Below are 15,805 nucleotides of genomic sequence, written 5' to 3'. Positions count from 1 at the left end.
ATGGCAAGCCATAACACACTATTCACAGTATCGGTGGCCCCGCCCATTCACCTCTTTCTCTCTGCTCGCCCCCAGCCCGACAACGGGTAGTGGGTGTCGCAGGGCGAGAGGTGGCCTCGCGGTCGATGTCGGCCGCGACGGGTGGGTCGTCGACGCTACCGTGCAGCGTGGCTGCCCGGTCCCCACCGGGGGAAACGAGACATCCGTCTCCGTGATACCATGAAAGGCGACATGGAAACGCTCGCAGACCTCAGTCAGGAGTACCGTGACTCGATACCGTCGGACCTCCGTCAGACGCACACGTTCGACTGGTATCTCGAAGAGGTCTTCGAGGACCCGCACATCGCGCGGAACGCACACCAGCGCGTCGCGGACATGTTTGATTACTACGGCACCGAGTACGACGAGGACCTCGGCGTCGTCGAGTACCGACTCGCCAGTGAGGACCCCCTCAACGACGGCGAGAACACCTTCTACGGTCGCAACATCCACGAGTCCATCCACGAGTTCGTCAACAAGGTGAAGTCTGGCGCTCGTGGCCTGGGTCCAGAGAAGCGCATCAAGCTCCTCCTCGGGCCGGTCGGCTCCGGGAAGTCCGACTTCGACCGACAGGTCCGGACCTACTTCGAGGACTACACCGCCCGCGACGACGGGCGGATGTACACGTTCCGGTGGACCAACCTCTGTGACGTCATCAGAGACCAGGACCCCGCGGACGACGTGGTGCGCAGTCCGATGAACCAGGACCCCATCGTCCTGATTCCGCTCTCCCAGCGCGACGGCCTGGTCGAGGAGCTGAACGAGCGACTCGACGCGCCGTACACCATCCGGAACGAGCAGGCGCTCGACCCCGCCAGCGAGTTCTACATGGACCGACTGCTCGAACACTACGACGACGACCTCCAGCAGGTGCTGGAGAACCACGTCGAGGTCATCCGACTGGTCGCCGACGAGAACAAGCGCCAGTGCGTCGAGACGTTCGAGCCGAAGGACAAGAAGAACCAGGACGAGACGGAGTTGACGGGCGACGTCAACTACTCCAAGATTGCCGTCTACGGCGAGAGCGACCCCCGCGCCTTCGACTACTCGGGCGCGTTCTGTAACGCGAACCGTGGGCTGTTCTCCGGCGAGGAGCTGCTGAAGCTTCAGCGGGAGTTCCTCTACGACTTCCTGCACGCGACCCAGGAACAGACCATCAAGCCGAAGAACAACCCCAGAATCGACATCGACCAGGTCATCGTCGGACGCACCAACATGCCCGAGTACAAGGACAAGAAGGGCGACGAGAAGATGGAGGCGTTCAACGACCGGACCAAGCGCATCGACTTCCCCTACGTCCTCCAGTACGAGGAGGAGTCGCGCATCTACCAGAAGATGCTCAACAACGCCGACGTGCCGGAGATAAACGTCGAACCCCACACGCTGGAGATGGCGGGGCTGTTCGGCGTCCTCACCCGCATCGAGGAGCCCTCGGGTGGCACCGTCGACATCGTCCAGAAGGCGAAGGCCTACAACGGCGAGATAGACGACGCCGAGGACGTGGACGTGAAGAAGCTCCGCGACGAGGCGGGCGAACTCGCCGAGATCGGCGAGGGGATGGAGGGCGTCAGCCCGCGGTTCATCGGCGACGAGATAGCCGAGGCAATCATGGACTCGATGCACCGCGGTCGCGGCTTCCTCTCACCCCTGACGACGTTCAACCACCTCGAAGGCAATCTGGAGAACCACGGCTCGATTCCGGAGGACCGCTTCGAGCGCTACTACCGCTACCTGGAGATGGTCCGCGAGGAGTACAAGGAGCGCGCCATCGAGGACGTCCGCCACGCGCTGGCGTACGACGTCGACGAGATACAGCGCCAGGGCGAGAAGTACATGGACCACGTCATGGCGTTCATCGACGACGACACCATCGAAGACGAGATAACGGGTCGCGAGACCGAACCGGACGAGCAGTTCCTCCGGTCGGTCGAGGAGCGACTCAACATCCCCGAGGACCGGAAGAACGACTTCCGCCAGGAGGTGTCGAACTGGGTCAGCCGACGCGCCCGCGAGGGGACGTCGTTCAACCCGCAGGACAACGACCGCCTCCGTCGCGCCCTGGAGCGCAAGCTCTGGGAGGACAAGAAGCACAACATCAACTTCTCGGCGCTGGTGTCGTCCGGGGAGATGGAGGACGACGAGCGCAACGCGTGGATCAGCGCGCTCGTCGACCAGGGCTACTCCCCCGAAGGTGCCCGCGAGGTGCTGGAGTTCGCCGGCGCGGAGGTCGCCAAGACGGAGATGGAGGACTGACACCCGTGATTCCGCCATGACCGCCACGAGACCACCATGACGCACGACTTCATCGCCGACGCGGACCGCGCGCTCACCGACACCTACGAGGAGCCGATGAGCCTCGGGGAGTACGTCGACCGCCTGTTCGAACGCCCGCACCTCGCCGCCCACGCCTCGAAGTACCTCCTCGAAGCCATCGAAGCCTCCGGGACCCGGACCGTCGTCGAGGAGGGCGAGGAGAACGAGCGCTACCGCTTCTTCGACGACCCGCACAACGACGGCGAGCACGCCATCCTCGGCAACACCGAGGTGCTCAACGAGTTCGTCGACGACCTGCGCTCCATCGCCGCTCGCCGAGGCAAAGAGGAGAAGATAGTCTGGCTCGAAGGCCCGACGGCGACCGGCAAGTCCGAACTGAAGCGCTGTCTCATCAACGGGCTCCGCGAGTTCTCCAAGACCGACGAGGGACGACGCTACACCGTCGAGTGGAACATCTCCGGGTCCGACGCGGGCGGCGGCCTCACCTACGACGACGCCTCGCCGACCGACGACGACGCGTGGTACGAGAGCCCCGTCCAGGCCCACCCGCTGAGCGTCTTCCCGCGCGAGGTGCGCCAGGAACTTTTGAGCGAACTGAACGGGTCGCTCGACGACCACATCCCCATCACGGTCGAGACGGATCTCGACCCGTTCTGCCGGGAGGCGTACGACTTCCTCGAAGAGCAGTACCGCCGGAAAGGTCGCGAGGACCTGTTCTCGGCGGTCACCGACCCGAAACACCTCCGGGTGAAGAACGTCGTGATGGACGTCGGCCAGGGCATCGGCGTCCTCCACTCCGAGGACGACGGGTCGCCCAAGGAGCGACTGGTCGGGTCGTGGATGCACGGGATGTTGCAGGCGCTGAACTCGCGGGGGCGGAAGAACCCGCAGGCGTTCAGCTACGACGGCGTCCTCTCGCAGGGCAACGGGCTGTTGACGCTCGTCGAGGACGCCGCCCAGCACGCCGACCTGCTCCAGAAACTGCTGAACGTGCCCGACGAGGCGCACGTGAAGCTGGACAAGGGCATCGGGATGGACATCGACACCCAGCTCATCATCATCTCGAACCCGGACCTCGAAGCACAGCTCAACCAGCACGCCGAACGCGCCGGACAGGACCCGCTGAAGGCGCTCAAGCGACGGCTGGACAAACACGAGTTCCACTACCTGACGAACCTCTCGCTCGAAGCGGAGCTCCTCCGTCGGGAACTCACCAACGAGACGACGGTGTGGACGGCCGAGAACTACGACCAGCTCGAGGAGCAGATACGCCAGCCGGTCCACATCGACGTCCGGGACAGCGAACGCCGGGTGAACACGAAGGAACTCGCCCCACACGCCATCGAGGCGGCGGCGCTCTACGACGTGGTGAGCCGACTGGACACCGAGGACCTGCCGACGGGCCTCGACCTGGTGGACAAGGCGCTCCTGTTCGACGCGGGGTTCATCCGCGACGGCGACGAGCGCCGCGACAAGGACGACTTCGACTTCGGCCACGACGCTGAGGACGGCGAACACGGCATCCCCGTGACGTTCACGCGGGACATCGTCGCCGACCTGCTCAACGAGGAGTCCGACCGTCACCACCCGGAGCTCCCCGTCGAGCACGTCATCATGCCTCGCGACGTACTGAACCGGATGGCACGCGGGTTCATCGACGCCCCCGTCTTCTCGGACTCCGAACGTACCGAGTTCGAGAACCGGGTCGTCCAGGTGAAGAACCGCATCTTCTCGCGTCAGGAGGAGGACGTGCTCGCGGGCATCATGCGCGAGAAGCGCGTCGACGAGGAGACCGTCGAGGAGTACGTCGAGCACGTCTACGCCTGGGTCGAGAACGAGCAGATAGAGAACGAGCGGGGCGAACTCGTCGAACCCGACCCGCTGCTGATGAAGGTGTTCGAGATAGAGCACCTCGGGCGGTTCGACGAGACCCACTTCCAGGGCACCGAGGCCGGACCCGCCGTGACCGACTTCCGGACGGAGAAGGTCATCACCGCGCTCAACCGCCACGCGTGGCGCAACCGCGACGAGGAGTTCCGCGTCGGCGACGTGAACCTCAAGGAGATTCCCGTCATCTCGACCATCCTCGGCAGCCACGACTGGGACGACGTCCGCCGCACCTACGAGGACTTCGACCCCCGCCAGTGGGACGACCCACCGAGCGGGACGGAGACGGCGAGCGTCAAGGAGCGGACGGTCCGGAACCTCCAGGAGCTGTTCGACTACAGCGAGGCCTCCGCGGAACTGACCAGCAGACACGTCATGAGCCAGGTGAGCTACCGATGGGACTGAGAGACGACCTCGAACGCTACCGGGAGGTCGGCGAGCAGCGCCGCCAGGACCTCTCCGAGTTCATCCAGTACGGTGACCTCGGACAGAGCCTCCCGGACGAGGTGAAGATACCCATCAAGATCGTCGACCTGCCCGCCTTCGAGTACGACCAGCTGGACAAGGGCGGCGTGGGTCAGGGCGACGGCGGGACGCCGCAACCGGGCGACCCCGTCGGCCAGCCACAGCCACAACCCGGCGACGGTGACGAGGACGGCGACCCCGGCGAGGAGGGCGGCGAACACGAGTACTACGAGATGGACCCCGAGGAGTTCGCCCAGGAGCTCGACGAGGAACTCGGCCTCGACCTCGACCCGAAGGGGAAGAAGGTCGTCGAGGAGACGGAGGGCGACTACACGGACATCACCCGAACGGGTCCCGCGAGCACGCTCGACTTCGAGCGCCTGTTCAAGCAGGGGCTGAAGCGCAAACTCGCGATGGAGTTCGACGAGAACTACATCCGCGAGGCACTGCGCGTCGAGGGCTGGGGTCCCGACGAGGTGTACGCGTGGGCGCGCGAGCAGAACATCCCCGTCTCCCACGCCTGGATCGTCGACGCGTACACGGACATCCCCGAGGACGAGCGCGACCGGTGGGCGAGCATCGACCAGATGACCGCCATCATCGACCGCGAGTCGACCGCCCAGCGCATCCGCCGGAAGGGACTCAAGCAGGTCCCGTTCCGCCGCGAGGACGAGCGCTACCGCTACCCCGAGATCGTCGAGGAGAAGGAGAAGAACGTCGTCGTCGTCAACATTCGCGACGTCTCGGGCAGCATGCGCGAGAAGAAGCGGGAGCTGGTCGAGCGGACGTTCACGCCGCTCGACTGGTACCTGACGGGCAAGTACGACAACGCGGAGTTCGTCTACATCGCCCACGACGCCGACGCATGGGAGGTCGACCGCGAGGAGTTCTTCGGCATCCGTTCCGGTGGCGGGACGCGAATCTCCAGCGCGTACGAACTCGCCGCCGAGTTGCTGGAGGAGTACCCGTGGAGCGAGTGGAACCGCTACGTGTTCGCGGCGGGCGACTCGGAGAACTCGTCGAACGACACCGAAGAGCGCGTCGTGCCGCTGATGGAGCAGATTCCGGCCAACCTCCACGCGTACGTGGAGACCCAGCCGAGCGGCAACGCCATCAACGCGACCCACGCCGAGGAGGTCGAACGGCACTTCGGCGACAGCGGCGACGTGGCCGTCGCCTACGTCACCGGGCCGGAGGACGTGGTCGGCGCCATCTACACCATCCTCAGCACGGAGAGCAACGATGAGTAGTGACTCGGACACCGAACGACTACAGAAGCAGCGCATCGCCGGGGAGCTAGAGGAACCGGTCCGCGAGGCGAACGCCCTCGCGCGACGACTCGGCCTCGACCCGTTCCCCGTCAAGTACTGGATCGTCGACTACGACGAGATGAACGAACTCATCGCCTACGGCGGGTTCCAGGAACGCTACCCCCACTGGCGGTGGGGGATGCAGTACGACCGCCAGCAGAAGCAGACCCAGTTCCTCGGCGGGAAGGCGTTCGAGATCGTCAACAACGACAATCCGAGCCACGCGTTCCTGCAGGAGTCGAACGCGATGGCCGACCAAAAGGCGGTCATCACGCACGTCGAGGCCCACGCCGACTTCTTCAAGAACAACCAGTGGTTCGGCCTGTTCGCCGACGACCCGAACGCGGCGGCGATGCTGGAGGGCCACGCCGACACCATCGAGTCGTACATGGACGACCCGGAGGTCGACCGCGAGGCCGTCGAGGCGTGGATAGACAACGTGCTCTGTCTGGAGGACTGCATCGACCAGCACCGACCGTTCACGACCATCGAGGGCGACGGCGACCACGCCGAACTGGACGACATCGCCGACCAGCTCGACAGCCTCGGGCTGAGCGAGGAGGTCCGCCAGCAGGTGTTCGACGAGGAGTGGCTGGAGGCGCAGCGACCCGACGAGGGCGGCGGGAAGTTCCCCGAGGAACCCGAACTCGACGTGCTCGCCTTCCTCCGGACCCACGGGATGGCCTACGACGAGGAGTCCGAACGAGCCGTCGAGTACGACGACTGGCAGCGCGAGACGCTCGAACTCCTGCGCCGCGAGTCGTACTACTTCGCCCCCCAGAAGATGACGAAGGTGATGAACGAGGGGTGGGCGGCCTACTGGGAGTCGATGATGATGGGCGAGGAAGGGTTCGCCGAGGCCGACGAGTTCCTCGACTACGCCGACCACCAGGCGCAGGTGCTCAACTCGCCGGGGTTCAACCCGTACAAGCTCGGGAAGGAGCTCTGGGAGTACATCGAGAACGCCACCAACCGCCGGGAGGTCGCCGAGCGACTCCTCCGCGTGGAGGGCGTCACGTGGCGCAACTTCCACGACCGCATCGACCTGGACGAGGTACAGGCGGCGCTCGAACCCGACGCCGCGCTCGACAGCATCTCTGCCGATTCGCTCGACGCCCTGGACCCCGACGACTCGCGCGTCGACGCCGACGAACTGGAGCGGGCACGGGCGGGCGAGGTGGACGTCGACCGCTACCCGTGGAAGGTGCTCACCTACGAGGGCCTCTGCGAGCGCCACTACTCGCTCGTGAAGCGCCAGCACCGCGGGTTCCTCAAGCGCCTCGCGCAGTCGGACCTCGAACGCATCGCGCGGTACATGTTCGACGACGCGCGCTACGCCGACGTCGAGGAGGCGCTCGCCGACGTCGACCGCTGTGCGGGCTGGGACCGCATGCGCGAGATCCGCGAGAGCCACAACGACGTGACGTTCCTCGACGAGTTCCTCAGCCAGGAGTTCGTCGACCAGAACCACTACTTCACGTACGAGTTCACGCACTCGACGCGCGACTACCGCGCGACCAGCACCGACGTCGAGGACGTGAAGAAGAAGCTGATGTTGCAGTTCACGAACTTCGGCAAGCCGACCGTCGCCGTCGAGGACGCCAACTACAACAACCGCAACGAACTGCTGCTCGCCCACCAGTACAACGGCGTCATGCTCGACCTGAAGCAGGCCAAGCAGGTGCTCGAACGCGTCTTCGAACTGTGGGGACGCCCGGTGAACCTCAAGACCATCACCAAGCGACTCGACGACCACGACGTCGAGGTCGCCCGGCGTCGGGACCGCGAACCCGTCCCGGAGGAGGTCGGCGTCCTCGTCCGCTACGACGGCGACCGCGTCACCACGGAGGAGCTGGCGTGGGACGACGTCGAACACCTCGCCGCGACGGACATCGACTACGACACGAAACCCGACGACTGGCTGGCGTGATTCGGGTGAGTTCGCCCCGTTCCGCCTGACCCTGACCGCCGTCCGGCCGGCCGTATTCCCGCAGCCTTTTTGACCACTCGGAGACACTCATCAGTAACGACCTGTCAGGTCCGGTGGGAGAATGGCGATAGGAGCACACCAACCACTCGAAGAAGGCGAGATATACGACGTCCTGCGGAACGACCGGCGACGACTGGCGCTACACTGTCTCCGCGGCGCAGAGGGGTCGCTGGACGTCGGCGAACTGTCCGAGCAGGTCGCCGGTCTGGAGACCGGCGAACGACCGCCGCCCCGACAGAAGCGTCAAAGCGCGTACGTGTCACTTCATCAGACACATCTGCCGAAACTCGACGAACTCGGCATCGTCAGCTACGACGGCGAGAACAAGGTCGTCCACCTGGAGGACCGCATCCGCGACATCGAGGCGTACATGGGGGTCCCGAGCCGGGACCTCAACTGGGCCGCGTACTACGTCTCGCTCGCTGCGCTCGGTTCCGGGGCCGTCGTCGCGGCGGACATCTCCGCCCCTATCGTCTCACAACTCTCGCCCGCCGTCTGGGCGGTGGGCTTCTTCGTCCTCCTCGCCATCTCCGCCGTCGTCCAGACCACGTCGATGCACGGGCGGCTCCCGTTCATGGAGAACCCGCGCGACGAGGACGACGGCCCCGTCTGAACCCCGATACCTTTCGACTATCGTGTGGAGACCGTCCAGCGACACCTATGCGAGTCGCCGGCTGTCGCTCACACCGACGCACTCTGGCGGGCGACGTAGAGTTCCGGGATAGGAGAAGAAGGCTATCGACTGGGTTCTGGTCTCAGTCGTCGCTCTGTGCGCGTGCGGCCTCCTTCTCGGCTTCGGCGTCGGCGTATATCTGGTCGACCTCGCCCTGGTAGCGTTCGAGGATGTTCCGGCGTTTCTTCTTCAGCGAGGGAGTCATCAGGTCGTTCTCGGCGGTCCACTCCTCGGGGACGAGTTCGAACCGCTTGATCTGCTCTTCTTTCTCCAGTTTCTCGTTCACCTTGTCGACGACCGTCTGGACGTACGCCCTGACCTGGTCGTCGTCGCAGATGGCGGCGCGGTCGTCCGGCAGGTCGACGTCGTAGCGGTCAGACCAGTTGTCGATGGCCTCGAAGTTGGGGACGATGAGCGCACTGACGAACTTCCGACTGTCGCCGATGACCATCACCTGGTCGACCCGGTCGGTGGTGGCGAACGCGTCCTCGATGGGACCGGGCGCGACGTTCTTCCCGGTCGAGAGGACGAGGATCTGCTTGAGACGCTCGTGGAACACGAGATAGCCGTCGTCGGTCACTTCGACGATGTCGCCGGTCTTGAGGAACCCGTCGCTCGTGAACGCACGCTCGGTGGCTTCGGGACGCTCCCAGTACCCACGGGTGACGTTCGGCCCCTTCACCTGCAGTTCGCCGATGTCGCCGCTGGCCCGGCGTTTCTGGTCCTCGTCGAGTTCCGCGTCGTCGACGCGCGTCTCGATGTCCACCAGGGGGACGCCGAGCGTTCCCGGGCGGATGTCCTCCATCGGGTTGACGGTGACGACTGGCGACGTCTCGGTGAGGCCGTACCCCTCCATGATGGTGAGTCCCATCCCCATGAACAGTTGCGCGAGGTCCTTCGAGAGGCTCCCCCCACCGGAGACGAAGAACTCGATGTTGCCGCCCATCTTCTCCTTGACGTTCGAGTAGACGAGACGGTCCGCGACGGCGTGTTTGGCCCGCAGGGCCGCGCCGGGCGAGTCGGCGCGAGCGTACTGGCGGGCGACACCGACCGCCCACTTGAAGATGCGCTCCTTCGGGGCGGAACCGGCCGCCTGGTCGCGCATCGAGTCGTAGATGCGCTCGTAGATGCGCGGGACGGAGGTGACCGTCGACGGCGACAGCGTCTGGATGTCGTCGGCGACGGTGTCGGACGACTCCGCGTACCCGACCGTCGCGCCAGAGGCGAACAGGAGGAAGTGTCCCGCCGTCCGCTCGAACACGTGCGCCAGCGGCAGGAACGACAGCGCCTCGCTCCCGGCGGTGATGGCGGGCATGTCGGCGGGTTTGTCCGGGCGCGGCCCCATCCGCTTGCGGCACTGGTTGACGTTCGCCCGGAGGTTCGCGTTCGTCAGTTCGACGCCCTTCGGCCGCCCGGTGGTTCCGGAGGTGTAGATGAGGCTGGCGAGGTCCTCGGGGGAGCGCTCGTCGAGCCACGAGGCGTGCTCGTCGGCGTCGAACACCTCGGCACCGCGGTCGTGGAGTTCGCCGAGGGTCAGCACGTCCTCACGGCCGTCGTACCCCGATATCTCGTCCATGACGACGACGAACGAGAGGTCGAGTTCGTCCTCGACTTCGAGCACCCGTTCGAGGAGTTCCTGGTTCTCGACGACGACGCCCGTCGCGCCGGGGTTGTCGAGCAGGTACTCTACCTGCCGTGGCGAGGACTCGGCGTAGACGGTGGTGACGACGCCACCAGCCTGCAGGAGGGCGAAGTCGCTCTGCGCCCACTCCATCCGCGTGTTACCGAAGATCCCCACGCGGTCCCCGGCGCTCAGTCCCAGGTCCCGGAACCCGGCGGCGAGGTTGTGGACGATGTCCCGCATGTCGCCGTACGAGAGCGTCGCGTACCCCCCGTTCGGAGCCGCGTTGACAACACCCTCGGCGACGAGCGAGCGGTCGTAGACGCCGCCCTTGTAGCGCTGGGCCGAGCGGGTCTGGTTTCGCTCGGCGCTCCGCTCGAACATCACGGCCAGGGTATCCTCGCCGATGACCTCGTCGGTGTACTCTCGTTCGTGTTCGAGCCACGACGGTTCGGTCCCGGAGGGTCGCTGTGTTGCCATCGTTAGTGGTAGATTGTAAGTCGCAGTAATGAATGTTGTTGTACATTACCAATCCAACCGTGGTAAACGGGGCCGTCGTGGTCGGAAATACCCGAGAAACGATGCGGAGGAGTGCAGTAACGCGTCGGAGGGATCGGAGGGCTGAGGGCGTCCGAGCGAGCGTGCTCAGTCGATGTCGATGCGGTGGGAGTCGTCGCCCCGGTCGCTCATCGACGGGAGGCGAATCTCGAGGACGCCGTTGCGGTACGTCGCGGAGATTGCATCGACGTCGACGTCGCCGGGGATGTGGACCTGTTCGAACACCGAGCGAGCGCGCATCGAGGTGCCCGAGTCGGACTCCTCGCTGACCTCGTGGCGACCGCTGACCGAGAGGACGCCGTCGTCGAACTCGAGGTCGAGTTCCTCCTTCTCGAAGCCGGGGAGGTCGGCGAGGACGACGTAGCCCTCGTCGTCGCGTTCGATGCTCAGGTTGCTGTCAGTGCGGCCGGTGAGGCGGGACATCTCGGGCAGGTCCCAGTCGGCCACGCGGCCCGACCAGGGGGAGACCATCGAGCGGCGCATCTGGTCGAACATTCGGTCCATGTCGTCGAAGGAACTTCGTCGGATACTCATAATCGTTCGAGCCGTACCGACGGCATCTCAGATATTAACCGTTGCGAGACTGCTGATATCACGCGCCTGAGCCACGCTCCCGCAGTAATAGCTAGTCGTCGAGAACCGTGACGAGAACCTCACCGTCGCCGTAGATAGTGACCGAACAGCCGTCGTGAGCGAAGCAGATACGTGTCGTAGAACGGTTCCCGGCAGTCGCGGACGCGAACAGCGAGTCGAGGGCGTCTGGGTCGACGCTCTCGTAGAGCGGGTCGACTGCCGTCACGTCCGCGTCCAGTGCTTCGCTGACCGCGCTGACGACGGTGACGCTGAGTGACGCGGGACCACCGACCTCGTGGGTGACTCGGTGGTCGCACTCGTTCCGACTCGACAGCTCGACACGTCCATCCGGGGATTCGATAGTACTCATCTGAGCGTCCTCTTCCACAGAGAGTAACCATGAGATAATGAATGTTTGTCAGACAAGAAGTTTCTTACGTAAGACAAATAGATGAACGATAGGTGTTCGATGCCGACGGACCGTTCGTTCGCGAGCGTACGGCGGAGAGGAGCCTCGGGACAGCTCACACGGCGTCGGACAGGTCGGCGCGTCGGCCGGTCATCGAACGTCGGTCACGTCGTTCGGCGGCGTACCGTGGTGCGCCAGTCACCGTCCGCTCCTCAGACGGTCCCTCGAAGACTGCTCAGGGCGGGACGCGAACCGCACTCGCTCGCTTCGCTCTCTCCCGATACAACTCCCGACGCTGTGCGCTCTTCGCGCTCACTACGTTCACTCGAAAAGTGCTCGGTACGGGATTTGAACCGAAGCGAGACGGTCACTCACTCCGTTCGTGCTGCGTCTCGCAGGGTTCAAACCACTCGTCGCGCATCTGCTCGTCGGGATACTCCTCGCAGAATGCTCGGTACGGGATTTGAACCCGTGTCATCGGCTCGAAAGGCCGAAATGATTGGCCGGACTACACCAACCGAGCGTCACTTCGCTCAGCGCTGTGCCCACGTCGCTTCGCTCCGTGGGACGACCGAGCTACGAATCAAACTGCGGCCCTCCCGTTGATAAAGGCTGTCTTTCGGCGCGTGGCTGTCAGGCGGTCACAGGCCGAGTTCGGGTCACTTCCCCTCGAACTCCGGGTCTCGGTCGCCCATGAACGCCGTGATGCCCTCCATCAGGTCGTCGGTGCCCAGCAGGTGGCCGAACGACTGCGCTTCGAGTTCGAGTCCGGCGTCGGGGTCCTCCCAGCCACGGAGCATCGTCCGCTTCGTGAGCTTCTGGGAGACGGGCGGCCCGCGTGCCATCTTCGCCGCGAGGTCGTGGGCCTTCTCCTCGAACTCGCCGAACGGGACGACCTCGTTGACGAAGTCGTAGTCGTACATCGTCTCCGCGTCGTACCGGTCGGAGGTGAACACGATCTCCTTCGCACGGCCGAAGCCGACGATGCGCTGGAGACGCTGCGTGCCGCCCCAGCCCGGAATCAGGCCGAGGGAGTGCTCCGGCAGGCCGAGTTCCGAACGGTCCGACGCGATGCGGAGGTCGGCACAGGCGGCGAGTTCGAGGCCGCCACCCAGCGCGAAGCCGTCGATACCCGCGACGACCGGCAGCGGCGACTCCTCCAGTTTGCCGAACGTGCGCTGGCCCTTCCGGGAGAGTTCGATGCCCGTGAGCGGTTCCGCCGAGGAGGCGAAGGCGCTTACGTCCGCGCCCGCGGAGAACGCGCGGTCGCCCTTCCCGGTGATGAGGATGGCGCGCACGTCGTCGTCGTCTTCCAGCACGTCGACGGCGTCGGCCAGTTCGTCGAGCATGTCCGTGCTGATGGTGTTCATCCGGGCCTCGCGGTCGAGGACGATCTGTCCGACCTGGTCGCCGGGGTACTCCAGCGAGACGGTGGTGAACTCGACGGTGTCCTCGTCGTCGGCACCGTGGAAGCCGCCCTCCTCGGCCGCCTCGCGGAGGCCGTCGGAGACCTCGTAGCGCGCCGCGCCCGTCTCGTCGTGGAGGTCCTCCAGCGTCTCGACGAGCGTGTCGAGACCCGCCTCGTCGGCCATCTTCGCGGGGCCGTCGGGGTAGCCAGCGCCGAGCATCACGGCCTGGTCGATGTCGCGGGGCGGGGCGACGTCCTGCCCGACGAGGTTCCCGACCTCGTTGGCCATCGTCGCGAGCAGTCGGTGCTTGACGTCCTCGCGGCCCTCGTCGGTCGGGACGTCCGCGCCGTCGCCGTTCTCGTAGTCGTAGAACCCCTCGCCGGACTTCTTGCCGTAGCGCTCCTCCTCGACGACCTCTTCGAGGAGCGGCGCCGGTTCGTACGCCTCGCCGAGCGTCTCGTACATGTACTCCAGCACGTGGTAGGTGACGTCGTTGCCCACCTGGTCGCCGAGTTCGAACGCGCCCATCGGGAGGCCGATGTCGTACTTGACGGTCGAGTCGACCTCGGCCATCGTGGCGTCGTCCTCCGAGACGATCCAGCACGCCTCGTTCATCAGCGGAACGAGGACGCGGTTGACGATGAACCCCGGTTCGTCCTTGCGGACGCGGACGGGCGTCTTGCCGAACGACTCAGACAGGTCCTCGATGGCCTCCAGCGTCTCGTCGGCCGTGTGTGCCCCGGAGATTACCTCGACGAGCTGCATCCGCACGGGCGGGTTGAAGAAGTGCATCCCGCAGAACTGCTCGGGACGCTCGGTGACCTCCGACAGGTCAGTGATGGACAGCGACGACGTGTTGGACGCGAGGATAGCGCGGTCGGGCGCGTACTCCTCCACGTCGCCGTACACGTCCTGTTTGATGTCCATCTTCTCGGGCACCGCCTCGATGACGACGTCGACGTCCGAGACGGCCTCGCTCATCTCGACGAGCGGGGTGATGCGGTCGAGCGCGGCGTCGGCCTCCTCCTCGCTCAACTGGTCGTTGTCGGCGAGTTTGCCGAGCGACCACTCGATCTGGTCGTAGCCGTTCTGGACGAACTCCTCGTTGATGTCGCGGAGGTTGACGTCGTAGCCGGCCATGGCCGCCACCTCGGCGATACCGTGGCCCATGTTGCCAGCACCGAGGACGGCGATGGTCTGGATGTCGTCGGCGTTCATAGACAACTGGCCCCACTTGGCGGGCCGTGTTCAACGTTTCCCATCCACCCGACAGAAACTCCTAGCCCGTTGAAAACCGTCGGGAAACGGTTATGTGTCGCCGGGAGAGAGCGACTGTCATGGATTATCAGCTCAGCGACGAGCAGAAACAGATCAAAGAGGAGGTCCGCCGCTTCGCGGAGAACGAGATCGCCCCCGTCGCCCAGGAGTACGACGTCGACGAGAAGTTCCCCCACGAGGTGCTGGAGACGGCCGCCGAGATGGGGCTGACCGGCGCGAACATCCCCATGGAGTACGGTGGTGCGGGCTACAACGCGCTCGAAACCGCGCTCATCGTCGAGGAGATGTTCGCCGTCGACCCCGGCATCGCGCTGTCCATCACGGCGACGACGTTCGGCTCCGACGCCATCATGGAGTACGGGACGGAGGAGCAGAAGGAGCAGTACCTCGAACCGGTCGCCAGCGGCGAGGCCATCATGGGCGCGGCCATCTCCGAACCCGACACCGGTTCGGACGTGTCGTCGGTCTCCACGACCGCCGAGAAGGACGGCGACGAGTGGGTCCTCAACGGCAACAAGATGTGGATCACCAACGGCTCGGTCGGCGACTTCTTCGTCGTCATGTGCAAGACCGACCCCGAGGCCGAGGGTCGCTACAACGGCTTCTCGCAGATCGTCGTCGAGTCCGACCGGGACGGCTTCAAGAGCGAGAAGATTACGGGCAAACTCGGCATCCGCGCCAGCGACACGGCGGAGCTCATCTTCGACGACCTGCGCGTCCCCGAGGAGAACCTCGTGGGCACGCGCGGGATGGGGTTCCTCCAGCTCATGAACTTCTTCGACGTGACCCGGACGATGGTCGCCGCGCAGGGCGTCGGCATCGCCAAGGGCGCGTGTGACCGCGCGCTGGACTACGCCAAGGAGCGCGAGCAGTTCGGCCGCCCCATCGGCGACTTCCAGGCCATCCAGCACAAGCTCGCCGACATCCACACCCGCACCGAGGCCGCCCGTCAGCTCACCTACAAGAGCGCGTGGTCGGTCGACAACTCCGACGACCAGCTGACGACGCTCGCCTCGATGGCCAAGGAGTACGCCTCCCGCGTCGCCGTCGACGCGGCCAACGAGTGCGTCCAGATTCACGGCGGGGCCGGCTACGTCAACGACTTCGACGCCGAACGCCTCTACCGCGACGCGAAGATCACGCAGATCTACGAGGGTACCTCGGAGATCCAGAAGAACATCATCGCGCGCGAACTGCTCGGCAAGGGCTTCTGAATCACGGTCCTCTTCGTCGGGGTCGCGAAGGGACCCGATTCTCGGAGCATCTTGGACTGAAAAACCGGTCGGCGCGCTCGCGCGCCTCACGGTGAATCGCGCTCG

10 protein-coding genes and 1 tRNA gene are annotated in these 15,805 nt (G+C 65.3%); 6 read left to right on the top strand and 5 right to left on the bottom strand.

The window, feature by feature from the left end; translation table 11 throughout:
• Positions 1–219: 219 nt before the first annotated feature.
• From MX571_RS11685 to MX571_RS11665, 5 genes are all read left to right on the top strand, one after another.
• A complete protein-coding gene (locus MX571_RS11685; RefSeq protein ID WP_247416862.1) occupies positions 220–2,292 on the top strand; it encodes a PrkA family serine protein kinase in 2,073 nt (690 codons plus the stop codon).
• Positions 2,293–2,328: 36 nt separating this feature from the next.
• Positions 2,329–4,605, top strand: a complete 2,277-nt coding sequence (locus tag MX571_RS11680) for a PrkA family serine protein kinase (RefSeq protein WP_247416860.1) — start codon at positions 2,329–2,331, stop codon at positions 4,603–4,605.
• Positions 4,596–5,915 carry a YeaH/YhbH family protein gene (locus MX571_RS11675; protein ID WP_247416859.1) on the top strand — a complete coding sequence of 440 codons (1,320 nt, stop codon included), beginning with the start codon at positions 4,596–4,598 and terminating at the stop codon, positions 5,913–5,915. The genes MX571_RS11680 and MX571_RS11675 overlap by 10 nt, the downstream gene beginning before the upstream one ends.
• Positions 5,908–7,905, top strand: coding sequence for a SpoVR family protein (locus MX571_RS11670; protein ID WP_247416857.1), 1,998 nt, complete (start codon positions 5,908–5,910; stop codon positions 7,903–7,905). Before MX571_RS11675 ends, MX571_RS11670 begins: the two co-directional genes overlap by 8 nt.
• Before the next feature lie 121 nt (positions 7,906–8,026).
• The gene (locus tag MX571_RS11665) at positions 8,027–8,578 is read left to right on the top strand and encodes a DUF7344 domain-containing protein (protein ID WP_247416856.1); all 552 of its coding nucleotides are present in this window, start codon (positions 8,027–8,029) and stop codon (positions 8,576–8,578) included.
• A gap of 142 nt (positions 8,579–8,720) precedes the next feature.
• Here the strand turns inward: MX571_RS11665 and MX571_RS11660 are convergent, their stop codons facing one another.
• The 5 genes from MX571_RS11660 to MX571_RS11640 form a co-directional block, all read right to left on the bottom strand.
• On the bottom strand, positions 8,721–10,739 hold the full coding sequence (locus MX571_RS11660) for an AMP-dependent synthetase/ligase (RefSeq protein WP_247416854.1): 2,019 nt from the start codon (positions 10,737–10,739) through the stop codon (positions 8,721–8,723).
• Positions 10,740–10,904: 165 nt separating this feature from the next.
• Positions 10,905–11,321 carry an Hsp20/alpha crystallin family protein gene (locus MX571_RS11655; protein WP_247416852.1) on the bottom strand — a complete coding sequence of 139 codons (417 nt, stop codon included), beginning with the start codon at positions 11,319–11,321 and terminating at the stop codon, positions 10,905–10,907.
• Between the two features lie 121 nt (positions 11,322–11,442).
• A complete protein-coding gene (locus MX571_RS11650; RefSeq protein WP_247416851.1) occupies positions 11,443–11,760 on the bottom strand; it encodes a HalOD1 output domain-containing protein in 318 nt (105 codons plus the stop codon).
• A 487-nt stretch (positions 11,761–12,247) separates the two neighbouring features.
• A tRNA-Glu gene (locus tag MX571_RS11645) sits at positions 12,248–12,322 on the bottom strand.
• Between the two features lie 136 nt (positions 12,323–12,458).
• Positions 12,459–14,426: a 3-hydroxyacyl-CoA dehydrogenase/enoyl-CoA hydratase family protein gene (locus MX571_RS11640; RefSeq protein WP_247416849.1), complete on the bottom strand. Its 1,968-nt coding sequence runs from the start codon at positions 14,424–14,426 to the stop codon at positions 12,459–12,461.
• A 119-nt stretch (positions 14,427–14,545) separates the two neighbouring features.
• On the opposite strand from MX571_RS11640, the gene MX571_RS11635 reads away from it, so the two are divergent.
• Positions 14,546–15,700, top strand: coding sequence for an acyl-CoA dehydrogenase family protein (locus tag MX571_RS11635; protein WP_247416848.1), 1,155 nt, complete (start codon positions 14,546–14,548; stop codon positions 15,698–15,700).
• Positions 15,701–15,805 lie beyond the last annotated feature (105 nt).

It is taken from the genome of Halomarina salina (assembly GCF_023074835.1).
Lineage (GTDB): Archaea > Halobacteriota > Halobacteria > Halobacteriales > Haloarculaceae > Halomarina > Halomarina salina.
The sequence above is the reverse complement of the archived record's forward strand: the minus strand, read 5'-3'. Positions and strand labels throughout refer to the sequence as shown.